At 65.7% G+C, this 14,964-nt stretch carries 15 protein-coding genes; 9 read left to right on the top strand and 6 right to left on the bottom strand.

The annotated features are described in order from the left end of the window. The first annotated feature begins 51 nt into the window (after window positions 1–51). Window positions 52–1,470 carry an aminotransferase class V-fold PLP-dependent enzyme gene (locus SynWH8101_RS07920; protein ID WP_254428117.1) on the top strand — a complete coding sequence of 473 codons (1,419 nt, stop codon included), beginning with the start codon at window positions 52–54 and terminating at the stop codon, window positions 1,468–1,470. Window positions 1,471–1,560: 90 nt separating this feature from the next. Here SynWH8101_RS07920 and SynWH8101_RS07915 read toward each other — a convergent pair whose 3' ends face one another. From SynWH8101_RS07915 to SynWH8101_RS07900, 4 genes are read right to left on the bottom strand one after another with little or no spacing between them, the layout of a single operon-like run. Next, the gene (locus tag SynWH8101_RS07915; protein WP_130129294.1) at window positions 1,561–3,171 is read right to left on the bottom strand and encodes a YcjF family protein; all 1,611 of its coding nucleotides are present in this window, start codon (window positions 3,169–3,171) and stop codon (window positions 1,561–1,563) included. After that, window positions 3,168–5,345, bottom strand: coding sequence for a transglycosylase domain-containing protein (locus SynWH8101_RS07910; protein ID WP_370586980.1), 2,178 nt, complete (start codon window positions 5,343–5,345; stop codon window positions 3,168–3,170). Before SynWH8101_RS07910 ends, SynWH8101_RS07915 begins: the two co-directional genes overlap by 4 nt. Then, window positions 5,326–5,820 (bottom strand): signal peptidase II, encoded by a 495-nt coding sequence (gene lspA, locus SynWH8101_RS07905; RefSeq protein ID WP_130130427.1) that lies wholly within the window; start codon window positions 5,818–5,820, stop codon window positions 5,326–5,328. The genes SynWH8101_RS07910 and lspA overlap by 20 nt, the downstream gene beginning before the upstream one ends. Window positions 5,821–5,843: 23 nt before the next feature. Then, window positions 5,844–6,410, bottom strand: a complete 567-nt coding sequence (locus tag SynWH8101_RS07900) for a biotin transporter BioY (RefSeq protein WP_130129293.1) — start codon at window positions 6,408–6,410, stop codon at window positions 5,844–5,846. Window positions 6,411–6,467: 57 nt separating this feature from the next. Between SynWH8101_RS07900 and SynWH8101_RS07895 the strand changes: the two genes are divergently transcribed. After that, on the top strand, window positions 6,468–6,710 hold the full coding sequence (locus SynWH8101_RS07895; RefSeq protein WP_130129292.1) for an NAD(P)H dehydrogenase assembly family protein: 243 nt from the start codon (window positions 6,468–6,470) through the stop codon (window positions 6,708–6,710). On the opposite strand, the gene SynWH8101_RS07890 is transcribed toward SynWH8101_RS07895, so the two are convergent. Further along, a complete protein-coding gene (locus SynWH8101_RS07890) occupies window positions 6,707–7,972 on the bottom strand; it encodes a pitrilysin family protein (protein ID WP_130129291.1) in 1,266 nt (421 codons plus the stop codon). The genes SynWH8101_RS07895 and SynWH8101_RS07890 overlap by 4 nt on opposite strands. Further along, on the bottom strand, window positions 7,972–9,258 hold the full coding sequence (locus SynWH8101_RS07885; RefSeq protein WP_130129290.1) for a pitrilysin family protein: 1,287 nt from the start codon (window positions 9,256–9,258) through the stop codon (window positions 7,972–7,974). The genes SynWH8101_RS07890 and SynWH8101_RS07885 overlap by 1 nt, the downstream gene beginning before the upstream one ends. 52 nt (window positions 9,259–9,310) lie before the next feature. On the opposite strand from SynWH8101_RS07885, the gene SynWH8101_RS07880 reads away from it, so the two are divergent. From SynWH8101_RS07880 to rpsB, 7 genes are all read left to right on the top strand, one after another. Next, entirely contained in the window at window positions 9,311–10,018 is a 708-nt protein-coding gene (locus tag SynWH8101_RS07880) for a phycocyanobilin:ferredoxin oxidoreductase (RefSeq protein WP_130130426.1), read from the top strand. Continuing rightward, window positions 10,015–10,926 carry an HlyD family efflux transporter periplasmic adaptor subunit gene (locus tag SynWH8101_RS07875; RefSeq protein WP_130129289.1) on the top strand — a complete coding sequence of 304 codons (912 nt, stop codon included), beginning with the start codon at window positions 10,015–10,017 and terminating at the stop codon, window positions 10,924–10,926. Before SynWH8101_RS07880 ends, SynWH8101_RS07875 begins: the two co-directional genes overlap by 4 nt. Window positions 10,927–10,939: 13 nt before the next feature. Next, window positions 10,940–12,109, top strand: coding sequence for an ABC transporter permease DevC (devC, locus tag SynWH8101_RS07870; RefSeq protein ID WP_174719507.1), 1,170 nt, complete (start codon window positions 10,940–10,942; stop codon window positions 12,107–12,109). A gap of 4 nt (window positions 12,110–12,113) precedes the next feature. Then, entirely contained in the window at window positions 12,114–12,839 is a 726-nt protein-coding gene (locus SynWH8101_RS07865; RefSeq protein ID WP_130129287.1) for a DevA family ABC transporter ATP-binding protein, read from the top strand. Window positions 12,840–12,877: 38 nt separating this feature from the next. Beyond that, window positions 12,878–13,033, top strand: a complete 156-nt coding sequence (locus SynWH8101_RS07860; RefSeq protein ID WP_006171625.1) for a hypothetical protein — start codon at window positions 12,878–12,880, stop codon at window positions 13,031–13,033. A gap of 87 nt (window positions 13,034–13,120) precedes the next feature. After that, window positions 13,121–14,053, top strand: coding sequence for a glycosyltransferase family 2 protein (locus SynWH8101_RS07855; protein WP_130129286.1), 933 nt, complete (start codon window positions 13,121–13,123; stop codon window positions 14,051–14,053). Between the two features lie 118 nt (window positions 14,054–14,171). Next, the gene (gene rpsB / locus SynWH8101_RS07850) at window positions 14,172–14,891 is read left to right on the top strand and encodes a 30S ribosomal protein S2 (protein WP_007102325.1); all 720 of its coding nucleotides are present in this window, start codon (window positions 14,172–14,174) and stop codon (window positions 14,889–14,891) included. Window positions 14,892–14,964: the final 73 nt, after the last annotated feature.

Here is a 14,964-nt window from a genome sequence, read left to right as displayed (position 1 = left end):
CCTGTCGATGGCACTGTGCCACCGCAGGGGAGAATGGCGTCTGTTCTGGCGATGGTCTTGGTCGGCAACCCCGCGCGCGAACCGATGCTGACCCTGCCCTTCTTTGCTGCGCCGGAGGGGTTGGACCCGGCGCTGCAGGCGTTTCTCGATCAGGCGAGCCAAAGGCTCTGTCGCTGGTTCGCCGATGCCGAGGGCCGGGGGCCGTTGCCGGCCCTCTCGGTGTTGCCGGCGATCGCTCCGGAGCCGACCCCGCGCTCGGCCACCGCGCTGCTGGAGGACCTGCAATTGGTCATGGATGGGGCCTACCGCCCCTCCCATCCCGGCGCTCTGGCCCACCTTGATCCGCCGCCGTTGACGGCCAGCATCGCGGCCGACCTGATTTGCGCTGGTCTCAACAACAATCTCCTTGCCGAAGAGTTGGCGCCCAGCCTCAGTCATCTGGAGCGACAGCTCTGTCAGTGGCTGGCACAGCGTCTTGGCCTGCCCTCCGGCGCCGGTGGCGTGCCCGCCAGTGGCGGCAGCCTCAGCAATCTGATGGCCTTGGTGGTGGCCCGGCAGCGGGCTGGTCTCAGCGCCGAGCCCGGGGCGGTGGTGCTCGCCAGCGACGAGGCCCACGTGTCCCTCGACAAGGCGGTGCGCGTGATGGGGTTGCGGCCGGATGGCCTGCGTCGCATCGCCGTTGATGTCGATGGCGCCATGCGGCTGGAGGCGCTCGAGACCGCACTGGAGCAACTTCAGGCGGAAGGACGACCCTGCCTAGCCGTGGTGGCCACCGCCGGCACCACCGTGCGCGGGGCGATCGATCCCTTGCCCCAGCTGGCGGATCTCTGTCGTCGCCGCGGTGTTTGGCTGCATGTGGATGGTGCGATTGGAGCCGTTTATGCGCTCTCCCCCGACACCTCGGCCCCCCTGGAGGGGCTGGGTCTTGCTGATTCGATCACGGTCAACCCCCAGAAACTGCTCGGAATCACCAAAACGTCCTCCCTGCTCCTGGTTGCCGACCGTCGACTGCTGGCGGAGGCCTTCGCCACCGGTCTGCCCTACATGGAGCCGGCCTGGGGCGACGCCCATGGAGGCGAGCAGGGATTGCAGGGCTCAAGACCTGCGGAGATTCTCAAGCTCTGGCTGGGCCTGCGCCAGTTGGGCGAAACCGGGATACGATCGCTGCTCCAGGGTGCCCTGCAGCGTCGTCAGCTCCTGGAAGCCCGTCTGGATCCGGAGCGGATTCAGGTCAGTTCCGGCCCCTTGCATCTGCTGGTGTGCCGGCCCCGCATCGCTGCGCCCGATCAAGTCGATGCCTGGTCGGCGACCACACGCGCCAGGCTGCTTGAGCAGGGATTCATGCTGTCGCGCCCCTTCCATGGCGGTTGCCATCCGTTGAAGGCGGTGCTGGGCAATCCCCACACCCAAAGTCATCACCTCGATCAGCTGGCTGCCATGCTCAATCGTTCGGTTCTGGAGAACGGCTGATGGCTGCACCTGCCTCGCCCCGTGGTCGCTGGGTGGCGATCGTGACCGGGGCCCTGTCGGTGCTGATCGGTGTGGTGTATCTCGCTCTGATCACGGTGCTGGATTCCCGCGGTCCCATGCGTCCGCCGCCGCCCGAGGCCCTGGCTGGGGCGGCAGTCGTTTCGCCTCCCGCCGCTGCAGTGGTTCCACCACCCGCCGCAGCGCCATCTCCAGAAAGCGCCTGAGCGAGGCCTCGCGCCGGCTGAGGTCGTAGTGATGCTGCACCACATCCTGCACGCCGCCATCACCCCAGTCTTGATCCTGCTGGAAAAAGGTGATGAAACTGGCTCCGGCGATGCGGGTGAGCCACGCGGCCGCGACCCCCTGGACCGCCCTGCCCAGCAACAGGGTGGGCAGGTTGAGGGTGAGGGCTGTGCCGATCAGGGAGACAGCCCCTTTCACCACCCCCAGGCCCGCCAAGGTGCGTCCCACCGACATCGCCAGCTCCTGGGCCCGGCTTCGGGTCAGTTGCACCCCGTAGACCCCCGCCACCTCGATCACCATCTGGGCGTTCACTGCAGCGGTTCCCAGCAGATCAATCCCGGGGAGGGGAGTGGCCGCCACCAGCCCTCCACCGATCCAGCTGTAGCGATCGACGATGCGGCCGGCCTCCTGGCGACGTTGACGATCGAGCAAGTCCCGGCCCGCTTCGCCCAGATGGCGGCACTGAAGCAGGATGTTGTCGGCGAGGAGTTCTTCGCCATCGGCATGGAGCACGACGGCGAGGCGTCGCAAGACGCGGTCCACTTCGGCCGGCGGTTGCCAGGGGGAGCGCCCAGGTCTCGGGACCGACTGGGGGGCTGCGCTCGCGGACACCACGTCCTCCTTGCTGAGGAGATCGCCGCAACGCCGATGCAGCAGGGCGAGCAGGCGCCGCTCCTCCTCCTCTCCCCGCAGGTCGCATTTGTTCAGCACCAGCAGCAGCCGCTTGCCCAATCCGGCCAGGTGGCGGGTCACCTCTAGCTCCGCTGCTCTGAGGTCTCCGTCCACCACCACCAGCATCAGATCGGCTCGACTGGCCTGTCGGCGCGCTTCCTGCTCCCGTTCGCGGCCGTCGCGACCACTCTCGAGAATGCCGGGGGTGTCGATGAGTTTCAGGCCGCGCTCGAGGCCCTTGAGGCGCAGCCGATAACTGCGGGTTTCACTGGTGCTGCCCATGGCGGCGCCCACCTCCCCCACCATCTCCTGGAGCAGGGCGCGGATCAGGGAGGTTTTGCCGCTTGATCCCGTGCCGAACACCACCACAGTGAGATCACCGCGCTTGAGCTCCTGCGCCACCCGCTCACGCTCTTGACGCAGGCCTTCGCGGGCTACCTCATCCTGGAGTTTTTCGAGCAAGCGGTCGATGCTCTCCAGGCTCTGTTCGGCGGCCTGGCGGCGATTGTCCGGCGCTGGCGGTGCTGCTGTGGTGTGGCTTCGGCCGGCGCTACCAGCTCGGCCCCTCCCCTGGCGCCAGGCTTGCCACCAGGGCCAACCCAGCTGCCAGGCCAGGGCGGCGATCACACCGAAGCCCAGCAGCAGCACCGGACCCACCAGCCAGGGTGGCAGCCAGTAACTGAGATCCCACAGCAGGTTGCGAATCGCCTGCAGGACCATCCCCAGCACAATCAGGACCACCAGGGCGCCACCCGCCCAGACGATCCATCGCTTCTGCCCTTTCATCGCTGACCAGCGCTGCCCCTGCCAGCGGCGCGCATGATGTCGCCCCAGAGGGAGGCGGCCAGGGCGCTGGAACTGGCGGTTGGGCTGTTGTCGTCATTGCCGAGCCAGATGCCGAGAACCCAGTGCCGGCTGGGTTCGTAGCCGATGAACAGCAGATCCCGGCCATCGTTGGTGGTGCCGGTCTTGCCCCCCTCCAGGCCCCCCAGGGAGGCGGCGGAGCCGGTGCCACCGCGCACCACAGCCCGCAGCATCGCCTGCATGCGTTGCGCCACGTCTTTGCTGATGGCACGACGGGCGCTGGTCACCTGCGCCGAGCCATCGCCGGTGAGGCTGCCGCAGCGTTTCAACGTGTCGGCGGTGCAGCTCTCCGCATCCAGCAGCCTGCGGATTGTGGTGGGGGGGTGCCAGAGCCCGTCGTTGGCAACGGCGGCATAGGCTCCAGTCAGTTCGATCAGGCGCACCTCGCTCTGGCCGAGCGCTAGCCCGGGCACGGGGTCGAGCGGCGTGTTGATCCCCAGGGCCCGAGCCTGGCGCACCACCTGCTCAAGCCCCACCCGCCGCGCCAGGCGCAGCGCCGCCGTGTTGCTGCTGGAGGCAAAGGCACTGGTGAGGCTGAGGCGACCGTTGCAGCTGCTTTCAAAGCGTTGGCCGCCCCACTCCAGAGTGCTGCAATCGATTCCGTCGCCTGGCTTGATTCCCCGCTGCAGCGCCGCCAGATAGGTCAACAGCTTGAAGGTGCTACCGGGCTGACGCAGCGCCATGGTGGCCCGGTTGAACTGACTCGATCGGTAGTCCCTGCCGCCGGCGATGGCTAGCACGCCGCCGTTGCGACTGTCGATCACCACCGCGGCGCCCTCGCCCACGCCCAGCCCTTTGGCCTGGTTGAGGAGCTCCTGCAGCTGCCGCTCCACCACCTGCTGGAGCACCGGGTCGAGGTGGGTTTCAATCAGAAAATTGCCCTCGGCGGCCACATCAGGTCCGACCAGGGCGCTGAGATCGCGCCGAACCTGATCGGTGTAAAAGGGAGCGGAGCGGCGCAACGCTTCCTTGCTGCAGGCCGCCTTGGCCAGCTGGATCGGTTGGCGTCTTGCCAGACGGGCCTCCTCCAGAGAAAGCCGCCCGGCATCCGCCATCTTGTTGAGCACGCGGTTGCGCGCCTCCAGGGCCCGTTGCGGATAGCGGCAGGGATCGTGGCCATTGGGTGATGGCAGCAGCCCCACAAGCAGCGCCGCTTCGGGCAGCGACACCTTGGAGGCGGATTTGTTGAAGTACACGCGGGAGGCATCCTCGAACCCCCAGCCCACGCCCAGATACACCCGGTTGAGGTAACTGAGCAGCAGCTCTCCTTTGCTGAAACGGCTTTCCAGCTGCAGGGCCACCAGCAGCTCCCGCCATTTCCGGCCCAGGGTGTCCCCCTGACCGACCTGATCGGGATACAGGCTGCGTGCCAGCTGCTGGGTGAGGCTGCTGCCCCCTTCGATCAGGCGACCGCCGCTCAGATTGGTGGCAAACGCGCGCAGGGTGCCGATGGGATCCACTCCCGGGTGCCACCAGAAGCGATTGTCTTCCGAGCTCAGCAGGGCATCGACCAGCGCTGGAGAGAACGCCGAAATCGTCTTCAGCTCCCGGTGGCGGCTGGAATCCACCGATTCGAGGGGTTTGTTGAGGCGGTCGTAGATGGCGATCGGCCCCTGCACCGTGGCCAGGCGTCCGCGGATCGGCACATCGAGCACGGCGATGAGCATCAGCGCCGCCGTGGCCCCAAGGCCCGTCAATAGCCCAAACCCCAGCAGCCGTTCCAGCCTGCGCCGGCCCTGTTCGGTTGGATTGAGAAACCGCAGGCTCGGGGCTCCTGGTTCACTGGCAGGAGCGAGGCTGATCCGATCGCCATCGCGCAGCTCCAATTCCTGCACCCGTCGCCCTCGCCACCAGAGCCCGTTGGTGGAGTTGAGATCCTCCAGGACCCAGCGGCGGCCACGCCGGCGCAACAGCGCATGCTGCCGGCTGACTGCAGGATGGTCGAGGCTCAGTTCCATCCCCTCTTCACGCCCGAGGCGGTAGGCCTCGCCGTGGAGGGGGATCGACTGGGAGGGCTGACCGGCCTGATCGATGCAGAGCCGTGCCACCGAGGGGTGGTGGCCCGACGTTGGCGGCTCAGGTGCCGTTGGGGTCACGGCGTCGGCTGAGGGCGTCGATGGCGAAGCAGGCGACGGCAAGGTTGATGGCGAGATCAGCTCCATTGAAGATGGGAAACGAGATCGGCACCAGTTCCAGAAAATCGGTCACGTGGCCAAGCCGCCAGCGATCGATCCCGTTGCCCACCGTTCCGCCCAGCAGAAAGGCGAGCGCTAGCCCTTGCCACAGTCCAAGCTTGGGAGCACGCCACAACCAGACCAACAGCACCACCGCCACCACCAGGCTGAGCAGGGCGAGCAACCCTGTGGCATCTGTGAAGAGGCTGAAGGCGGCGCCGGTGTTGCGGACCCAGCGCAGTTGCAGCAGGCCGGGGATCAGGGGGGCCACCACACCCGGGAGCAGATGCTGCCGCACCCAGGCCTTGCTGCCTTGATCGAGGAGCACCAGGAGAAGCGCAAGGCCGAGGAGCGCTGTCCTCGACACGCCCCGCCTGCTGGAGGCGAGCGCGGGCATCGATGGGGGCCAGCGTTGCGTCATCAATCGATGATCAGCAGGCGGCGGAGCGGCAGGGCCAACACCCCTGCAGCAATGCAGAGAGCGATCTGGGCTGGGAACGGACCGATGCCGTAGCTGAACAGCAATTCGGGCAGGGGGTCACTCCAGCGTCCAAACAGGCTGCCCAGCAGCAGATTGAGCAGACCGCAAAGCTGAATCGTGAGCAGCCCGGCGATTGCGGCCAGGCTCAAACGCGCCAGATCGTTCATGCCCCGTTGCTGGGCCAGGCGCCCGCACAACCAGGCGGCCGGAACAAAGCCGGCCAGATAGCCAAAACCGGGATTGAGCAGATACCCGAGGCCACCGCCGTCATGGAACACGGGCAGATCCACAAGGCCGATGGTGAGATAGGCCATGGCCGCCATCACGCCGGCGCGGGGGCCGCAGATCAGGGCGGTGAGCAACAGGGCCGGCACCTGCCAGGTGCTCGGCAGCGGCAGCACCTGGGGAGGCAGCACGGGGAGCACGACGGCTGCGGGCATGAGGCTGCCCACCAGAATCAGCATCAGGCCGGCGACGGCGCCGCTCCAGGTGGCGAGAGCCCGCACGGGCAACACTCAACTGGCCACCATCCTGCTGTAGGACGCATCCATTGCCCAGGGATCATGAACCCAGTCATCGGCGATCGCGTCCAGCTCCGACGCCCCTTGCCCTATTTAAAAACGGCTGATCCGATGCCCATGCTCAGGCCGGCTGATCTCGTGACCCCCGAAGAACCGGGTGAACTGGTCGGTCTGCGGCCACTGAACACAGCAGTGGTGCGCTTTCGCCGCGGCACGTTTCTGATTCCACTCGATCAGCTGCAGCAGATCCCCGAGACCGGCGCATCAGCTGGCGCTAGCTCTTAACCGCTCCGTTCAGCCCCTTGGCGCCACTCTGCGGCGAGAGAATCAATCACCGCGCCGCGTCCACAGAGGCTGAGCAGGGGGCGATCGAGGTGACGTTCGGCGGCCCTGCGCAGCTGCTCGGGTTCGAGTGTGGCCAGGCGCTCCAGGCTGGTGTGGTCGTAATCATCAGGCAGTCCGAGGGCCCTGAGCTGGGCCCGACGCTCGGCCCGTTGGCCTGAGGTCTGGGTGGCGTGGGCGATCTGACCGCGGATCTTGGCTGCGGCCAGTGTCATGTCCTGGGCCGTGAGCGGCCGGTGGGCTAAGTCATCCCATGCCTCCTGCAGCAACCGCAGACTCAGCGCCGCCCGCTCGGCACTGCTGCTGGCATGCAGCACAAAGGGAGCGGCGCCGGCGCGGGCTGGATGGTGGATGCCTACGTCGTAAGCGACGCCATGCTCTTCCCGCAATCGTCGGAACAACACGCTGGTCATGCCGACCCCGAGGTGCGCCTGCAGCATGCGCAGGGCCAGGTCATCGGTATGGCCATGGGGCAGGGTCGGCTGGCCGAGCATGATCACCACCTGTTCGGTGTCGAGCGGTTGGAGGCCAACCCGTTCCGACCGGTTGCTCTCCGCTATGGGTGGCAAGCCGGTTGCGCCTGGGCAGTCGCGGTCGGTGGCCGGTTTGCTGAACCCCGGGAAGGCCTGCATCTCCGTGAGCAGACCGTCAGGGATCGTGCCGGAGAGGGCGAGGATGCCCTGGCTGCGGGCCAACTGCCGGGCCAGGGGATGCAGGGTCTCCGCATTCAGAGTCTCCAGTTCGGCAGCGATTCCCAGCGGGTCGTGCCCATAGGGACCGCCTCCATAGGCCAGTTGTCTCCAGCCGTCATGGGCCCGGTGGAAGGGATCCTCCTGTTGGCGCTGGAGTGCCTGCAGGCTAAGATCCCGTTCCAGCTCCACCTGCTCCTCGCTGAGATGGGGATCGTCGAGCATCCAACCCAGCAGGGGCAGCAGCCGCCTGGCATCGCTGTCTTGGCATTTGAGGCTGATCAGGATGCCGTCTTCATGGGTGTCGCACCGCAGGCCAGCGCCGCATCCTTCCACCAGATCGGCCACCTGGAGATGGTCGTAGGGGCCGCAGCCTCTGGTGAGAGTGGATCCCAGCAGTTGATGGGCGCCACGCTGTCCGAGCGGGTCACTGCCGCTCCCCCCCCGAAGCCAGAGCTTGGCGGCGATCACACCGGGTGTGCTGATCGCATCCACAATCCATTCAGGTGTCGCCATCACGCAGGATCTGCAGGGAGGGCGATCAGGGTGCTGGCCAGTTCCGGTTGCAGCGCGGGAAAAATCCGCTCCTGCAGGCTGGGGCCGTCCCAGGTCTCCATCTGCAGCAAAGGATCTAGAAGGGCCTGGGGACCTCGCCAGAGGGTCTGGGCGCCGGCGATGGCCGCCACCGAGCCCGGAGCTTCGAGGCTGAAGCGCAGTCCGTTGCCCACCAGATGTCGGGCCCGCTCGAGCTCCTGGCTCTCGATCGGTGCGTCGATCATCGCCCCGAGCACGGCGCGCACCTCCGCTTCCACCTGCGTCACCAGATCCGGGGGGCAGCAGGCTTCCAGCATCACCAGGCTTCCTTGCTCGAGGCTGGTCAGATCCATGTCGATCGATTCCACGATCTGCAGCTCTTCCCTCAGGCGCTGCACCAGGCGACTGCGGCGTCCTTCCGCCAGCACTGTGGTGGCCAGATCGAAGCCCATGAGGGTGGTCTGCTCCCGGGCGGGAGGGGCCGGCCAGGCCATCAGCAGTCGCGCTGCTTCCAGTCGGGGCACCCGTTGTTCCTGCCGCCCGGGTCGGAACTGGAGTGTGGGTTCGATGGGGTCGGGAATGGCGTCGCCCTTGCTGTCGAGCCCTGCCAGCGCACTCGATTGCAGCCATTGCTCCCAGCCTGCTGGGACTGCGCCGGCCATGGCCAGGCAGCAATGGGGACCCTGGTAGCGACGGCGGTGGAACTGCCGCATCACCTCGGGATCGCAGGCCTGCAGGCTGCTCTCCCAGCCGAGGATCGGTCGTCCATAGGCCTGGTCTGGGCAGCAGGCCGACAGGAGGTGCTGGATCACCTGTTCATCCGGTTGATCGCGGTACTGGGCGATCTCCTCGAGCACCACATCCCGCTCCATGGCGAAGGCCTCCGCTTGCAGGGCCGGTTGCAGCACCAGATCGAGCAGCAGCTCCAGCCCTTCCGCCGCCGCGTCGGGCGGCACCAGGGCATGGAAGTGCACGTCATCAAAACCGGTGGCGGCATTGCTGCTGCCGCCGAGGGCTTCAATCCGCAGGTCGAACTCCCCGGCGCCGAGCCGGTCGCTTCCTTTGAACACCATGTGCTCCAGGAAGTGGGCCAGCCCTTCTTCGCCGTTCTCTTCGCTGGCGCTGCCGGCCCGGCACCAGAAATCCAGACAGGTGAGCGGGCTCTCCGGCATGGGGGCGAGCACACAGCGACTGCCATTGGCCAGGGTCTGATGCAACAGCTCAGGGCCGGGGGTGGGGTGGCTCAGGATCCCGTGGCAAAGTCCCATTCTGTGCTCTTTCGCACCTGTGTCGACGTCCGTCACCGCTCCCGACCGGCCCATGCATCCGTTGATGGATGCTCTGGCGGATCGGATCCGGGAGTGCCGCTCCCAGCTTCCGGCGCTGGACGATTTGGCGGTGGATCCCTCCTTGGAGGAGATCAGCGCGAGCCTCGATGGCGAAGCTCTGTTCATTCGCAACGAGCTGCATCACTGCAGGGGCCTGCGCAAGCTCCACCTGGAAACGGCCCGACTGGGGCTTGGCCTGCAGATCCTTCACTGCGTGTTTTTCCCGGATCCGCGTTTTGATCTGCCCGTTTTCGGCGCTGATCTTGTCGCCAGTCCGGCCGGCATCTCCGCCGCGATCGTCGATCTCTCCCCGGTGACGGACCGCCTGCCGGATGCGGTGCGGACTCCGCTGGAGGATCTGGTGTTGCCGCCGTTCCAGCAGGTGCGCGAGTTGCCGCCCTGGGGCACGATCTTCTCTCCTTATGTGCGCTTCATCCGCCCGGTTGATCGGGAAGAGGAGGGGTGGTTTGTTGATCTGGTGGGGGCTTACCTGGCGATTCTTGCGGCCGCCATCGACCAGACCGAGCCCGATCCGCCTCAGGCGGCTCCTACCATCGCTCGATATCAGGGTCAGCTCTCCTATTGCCTCCAACAGAAACGCAACGACAAGACGCGACGGGTTCTGGAGAAGGCGTTCAGTCCGGAGTGGGCGGACCGTTACATCGAGGAACTGCTCTTCGACAATCCGCCGCAACCTTGAGCGCCCGCCCTCGCCTCGTCTGGTTCGTGGGGGGGCTGGGTCTCCTTGTTGTGATCCTGCTGGTGGCGATCCTGCGTCGCCCTTCCGCCCCCACCAAGCCGGTTGCTCCCACGGCTGAAGCAGTCCGCCCGCCGGAAGCCGTTGCGGCCCTGGGTCAGCTCGAGCCCGCTGGTGATGTGCGGCGGCTGGCCGCTCCGGTGAGTGGCTTTGGTGGCACGCCTCGGGTCGCTGAGTTGTTGGTGAAGGAGGGTGATCCAGTGGCTCAGGGCGAAGTGCTCGCCCGTTTCGACAGCCGCCCCCAGATCCTCGCTGACCTCGCTGCGGTGAGGGAGAAGCTCCGCACCCTCGACATCGAAATCCGGATGCAGAAGCGGGAAGTGTCCCGTTATGCCGCTGCTGCCCGGGAAGGAGCCGCCGCGCTTGTTCTGCTGGAAGACAAGCAGGATGACCTGGTGCGCCTCGAGGGTGAGCGGCGTGAAGCTCTCGCTCGTGAGCGCAAGTTGAAGGCGGATCTGGCCGACTCCGAGCTGCGCTCACCGATTGATGGTGTGGTGCTGAAGCTGCACACTCGCGTCGGTGAGCGTTCCAGTGCCGACGGTGTGCTCGAGGTGGGTGCCAGTCAGCAGATGGAGGCCCTGATTGAGGTGTACGAATCGGATGTCAATCGCATCCGCCTCGGTCAGCCCGTTGCCCTGGTCAGCGAGAACGGTGGCTTTAGCGGTCGTCTCAGTGGTGAGGTGGTGCGCATCAGCCCCCAGGTGCGCCAACGGCGGGTTCTCTCCACCGATCCCACCGGGGATGCCGATGCGCGCATTGTGGAAGTACGGGTGCGGCTTTCGCCTGAATCAGCGGCCAAGGTGAGCCGGTTGGCGGGGATGAAGGTGATCGCCCGCTTCCAGAATCCGTGACGAGGGGGCACTGATGGGCCGGTTCTGGTGGTGGCGTCGGATTCCCCTGGCGTCGCTGATGTTGGTGCGCCAACCGGTGCGGCTTCTGGTGGCCCTGGCGGGGATCAGCTTCGCCGGGATTCTGATGTTCATGCAGCTCGGCTTTCGGGACGGGCTGTTTGATGCCAGCGTCACCGTGCATCGTCGCTTTGATGCTGATCTGGTGTTGATCAGTCCCCGCTCCACCAGCTCGGTGCGAATGGCGGGGTTTCCGCGGCGGCGGCTGATCCAGGCGATGGCTGATCCGGCCGTGGAAGGCATCACCCCGGTGCACTGGAGTCTGATGTTGTGGCGCAACCCGGAAACGCTTCAGACCCGCTCCATCCTCGCTCTGGGGTTTGATCCGGGCGATCCTTTCTTCACCGATCAGGACCTGCCCGCCAAGGCTCGTCTGCTCTCGCAGAAAGGCCGGGTGCTCTTTGACGAACGCTCCCGGCCTGAATTTGGCCCCGTCGCCGAATGGTTCCGCGAGGGGCGAACTGTGGAGAGTGAGATCAGTGGCAATCGGGTGCGAGTGGCCGGTCTGGTGGCGCTCGGCACCAGCTTCGGGGCCGACGGCAACCTGCTCACCAGCTCCGAGACCTTTCTCGACCTCATGCCGAACACTCCGGCGGGGAGCATCGAGCTCGGCCTGATCCGGTTGAAGCCCGGTGCAGATCCGACCTTGGTGCAGCAGCGACTTCAGGCCCTCTTGCCTCAGGACGTGCGCGTGCTCACAAAGCAGGGATTCATCGATTTCGAGCAGAACTACTGGCGCAGCAGCACCTCGATCGGATTCATCTTCACCCTTGGCGCTGCCATGGGCTTCGTGGTGGGCTGCGTGATCGTGTATCAGGTGCTCTACACCGATGTGAGCGACCATCTGCCCGAGTACGCCACCCTGATGGCGATGGGGTATCGCCTCTCGTCACTGCTGGGTGTGGTGGTGCGGGAGGGGCTGCTGTTGGCAATGTTCGGTTACGTGCCGGCCTACCTCGCTGGCCAGGGCCTGTATTGGTTCGTGCGCCAGGCCACCCGGCTGCCCGTGGGGATGGACGTCACCCGTGCCGTCACCGTGTTCAGCATGATTCTGGTGATGTGCATGGTGTCCGCCTGTCTCGCCATGCGTCGCCTGATCGATGCCGACCCCGCCGAGATCTTCTGACGCGATGACCAGGACCCTGTCTCCCTCGGCGTTGAGCCCCGTGGGTAGTTCTCCCACGGTCGACATCGAGGGCCTGAGCCACTGGTATGGCCGTCGCGACATGCGCCGTCAGGTGCTCCAGCAGGTGTCGTTGCGCATCGAGCCCGGCGAGGTGGTGCTGCTGACCGGACCGTCCGGTTGCGGGAAAACGACCCTGCTCACCCTCATCGGTGCGTTGCGTCAGGTGCAGGAGGGTGATCTGCGCGTGTTCGGCGAGCAGTTGCGCGGAGCTGGCCGGGGTGCCCGGCAGCGCCTGCGCCGCCGGATCGGCATGATCTTTCAGGGCCACAACCTGCTCCGTTGCCTTTCGGCGGAACAGAACGTGCAGATGGGCGCCGACCTTCTGCCCAACCTCTCCTATGCCGCCCGCCGCGGTCAGGCGCGGGAATGGTTGCGGGCGGTGGGCCTGGAGGATCACATGAACAAGCGCCCCCACGATCTCTCCGGAGGTCAGAAGCAACGCGTCGCCATTGCCCGGGCGCTGGCGGCCCAGCCCCAGTTGCTCCTGGCTGATGAGCCCACGGCGGCTCTCGACAGCACCACCGGCCGCGAAGTGGTGGAGCTATTGCGTCGGCTGGCCCGGGAACAGGCCTGTTCGGTGCTGATGGTCACCCATGACCCCCGCATTCTTGATTTGGCCGATCGGTTGGTGCGCATGGAAGACGGCCGCCTGTATGCGGCGGAAGGGTAGGTTGGTGGCAGTTCTCGACGATCCATTCTTCGAACCGCATGGCCAAGCGCAGAAATCTCAAGAAGGAAAAGCAGGAGCGCAATCGCGCCTACGCCCGCAAGTTCAAGAAGCGCAAGCTCCGCAACGATGGCCGTGGTGAAGGTGCTGGCAATGGCGTGACCGGGACGGCCAACAACGGTGGCGCCGCCGATTGATCTGCGGTCGCACAAGACTTTTGGGGGGGCTTCGGCCCCCTTTTTTCATGTCTTTAGGCTGAGAAGCCTCCTGCCGATTCCGTGCGGATGTTTGCCAGCGTCGTCATCCCCACCTACAACCGGCGGCCGATCCTTGAGAAGTGCCTGAACGCTCTGGAGCAGCAGCAAGCCAGTCCACTGCTGCAGGGGTATGAGGTGGTCGTCGTCGATGATGGCTCCACCGATGGCACACCCGACTGGCTGCGCGACAACAGCCACCGCTTTCCCCATGTGCGGCTCGTCGAGCAGGCCCATGGCGGACCCGCTGAGGGGCGCAACCGCGGCGTCGATCAGGCCCGAGGCGATGTGATCGTGTTCATCGACAGTGATCTGGTCGTGACATCCGGATTCCTGGCCTCCCACGCCGCCGCCCTGGACCGCACCTGGCAGCAACGGGGTGATCGACTCTGTTTCACCTATGGCGCCGTGATCAACACGGCCAATTTCGCCGATCCCACCTCGGAACGTCACAAGCTGCGTGACCTCTCCTGGGCCTATTTCGCCACCGGCAATGTGGCGATTGATCGGGAGGTGCTGGAACGCTCTGGCCTGTTTGACACCGGGTTTCGTCTCTATGGCTGGGAAGACCTCGAGCTGGGGGAACGCCTGCGTCAGATGGGCGTTGTGTTGGTCAAGTGTCCGGAAGCTGTGGGGTACCACTGGCATCCCGCCTTTCGCCTGGAGCAGATTCCCGATCTGATCCGGGTGGAGCAGGAACGGGCCCGGATGGGGCTTGTGTTTTATCGGAAGCACCCAAGCCGTCGGGTGCGTTTCATCATTCAGTTCACCTGGCTGCATCGGGCACTCTGGGAACTGCTCACCCTGGGAGGGCTGCTGAATGAACGCAGTCTGCGGCCGATTCTTGCCTGGTTGATTCGCCGCGGTCGTCCCGATCTGGCTCTGGAGTTGCTGCGGTTGCCACTCAATCGAATCGGTGTGCGGGCGATGGCGCGGGAAGCGCGGCAGCAGGGCATCGCCTGAGCGGCAACGGACGCTTTGATAGGTTCGTCAAGTTCATTCATTCCGCACACCTGTCTGTTTCGGGTGCTGGTCCCAGACCATCCCTGACAGGTGGAGGCGAACCCGAAACCCAAACACCATGGCTGTTGTCACTCTCGCCGAGATGATGGAAGCTGGCGCCCATTTCGGGCACCAGACCCGTCGTTGGAACCCCAAGATGTCGCGCTACATCTATTGCGCGCGCAACGGGGTTCACATCATTGACCTCGTGCAGACTGCCGTCTGCATGAACAATGCCTACAAGTGGGTCCGCTCGGCGGCCCGCAGCGGCAAGCGTTTTCTCTTTGTTGGCACCAAAAAGCAGGCCTCTGAAGTGGTGGCCCTGGAGGCCAGCCGCTGTGGCGCCTCCTATGTGAACCAACGCTGGCTGGGCGGCATGCTCACCAACTGGACCACCATGAAGGCCCGCATTGATCGCCTCAAGGATCTGGAGCGGATGGAATCCAGTGGTGCCATCGCCATGCGTCCGAAGAAGGAAGCCGCCGTGCTGCGGCGCGAACTCGATCGTCTGCAGAAGTATCTGGGCGGTCTGAAGAACATGCGTCGTCTTCCCGACGTGGTGATCCTGGTGGATCAGCGCCGCGAAACCAATGCGGTGCTGGAGGCGCGCAAGCTGGATATCCCCCTGGTTTCCATGCTGGACACCAACTGCGATCCCGATCTCTGCGAAGTGCCGATTCCTTGCAACGACGATGCCGTGCGCTCGGTGCAACTCGTGCTGAGTCGCCTCGCTGATGCGATCAATGAAGGTCGCCACGGCGCCAACGATCAGCGTGGTGCCGACGACGCCCAGGGCTGAGTCTCCTGAACCGCTAAGTTCACGCCGCCGATGCGCTGTTGCGGATCGGCGGTTCGTCACAGTTCCTTCCCAC

It is taken from the genome of Synechococcus sp. WH 8101 (assembly GCF_004209775.1).
Classification (GTDB): Bacteria; Cyanobacteriota; Cyanobacteriia; order PCC-6307; family Cyanobiaceae; genus Synechococcus_C.
The sequence above is the reverse complement of the archived record's forward strand: the minus strand, read 5'-3'. Positions and strand labels throughout refer to the sequence as shown.

What these genes read in the sequence shown, in the direction of transcription:
- SynWH8101_RS07920 (WP_254428117.1), top strand. Translation starts at nt 52, where the DNA reads ATGGTCTTGGTCGGCAACCCCGCGCGCGAACCGATGCTGACCCTGCCC.
- SynWH8101_RS07915 (WP_130129294.1), bottom strand. Translation starts at nt 3,171, where the DNA reads ATGAAAGGGCAGAAGCGATGGATCGTCTGGGCGGGTGGCGCCCTGGTG.
- lspA (WP_130130427.1), bottom strand. Translation starts at nt 5,820, where the DNA reads ATGCCCGCGCTCGCCTCCAGCAGGCGGGGCGTGTCGAGGACAGCGCTC.
- SynWH8101_RS07895 (WP_130129292.1), top strand. Translation starts at nt 6,468, where the DNA reads ATGAACCCAGTCATCGGCGATCGCGTCCAGCTCCGACGCCCCTTGCCC.
- SynWH8101_RS07890 (WP_130129291.1), bottom strand. Translation starts at nt 7,972, where the DNA reads ATGGCGACACCTGAATGGATTGTGGATGCGATCAGCACACCCGGTGTG.
- SynWH8101_RS07885 (WP_130129290.1), bottom strand. Translation starts at nt 9,258, where the DNA reads ATGGGACTTTGCCACGGGATCCTGAGCCACCCCACCCCCGGCCCTGAG.
- SynWH8101_RS07880 (WP_130130426.1), top strand. Translation starts at nt 9,311, where the DNA reads ATGCATCCGTTGATGGATGCTCTGGCGGATCGGATCCGGGAGTGCCGC.
- devC (WP_174719507.1), top strand. Translation starts at nt 10,940, where the DNA reads ATGGGCCGGTTCTGGTGGTGGCGTCGGATTCCCCTGGCGTCGCTGATG.
- SynWH8101_RS07865 (WP_130129287.1), top strand. Translation starts at nt 12,114, where the DNA reads ATGACCAGGACCCTGTCTCCCTCGGCGTTGAGCCCCGTGGGTAGTTCT.
- SynWH8101_RS07860 (WP_006171625.1), top strand. Translation starts at nt 12,878, where the DNA reads ATGGCCAAGCGCAGAAATCTCAAGAAGGAAAAGCAGGAGCGCAATCGC.
- SynWH8101_RS07855 (WP_130129286.1), top strand. Translation starts at nt 13,121, where the DNA reads ATGTTTGCCAGCGTCGTCATCCCCACCTACAACCGGCGGCCGATCCTT.
- rpsB (WP_007102325.1), top strand. Translation starts at nt 14,172, where the DNA reads ATGGCTGTTGTCACTCTCGCCGAGATGATGGAAGCTGGCGCCCATTTC.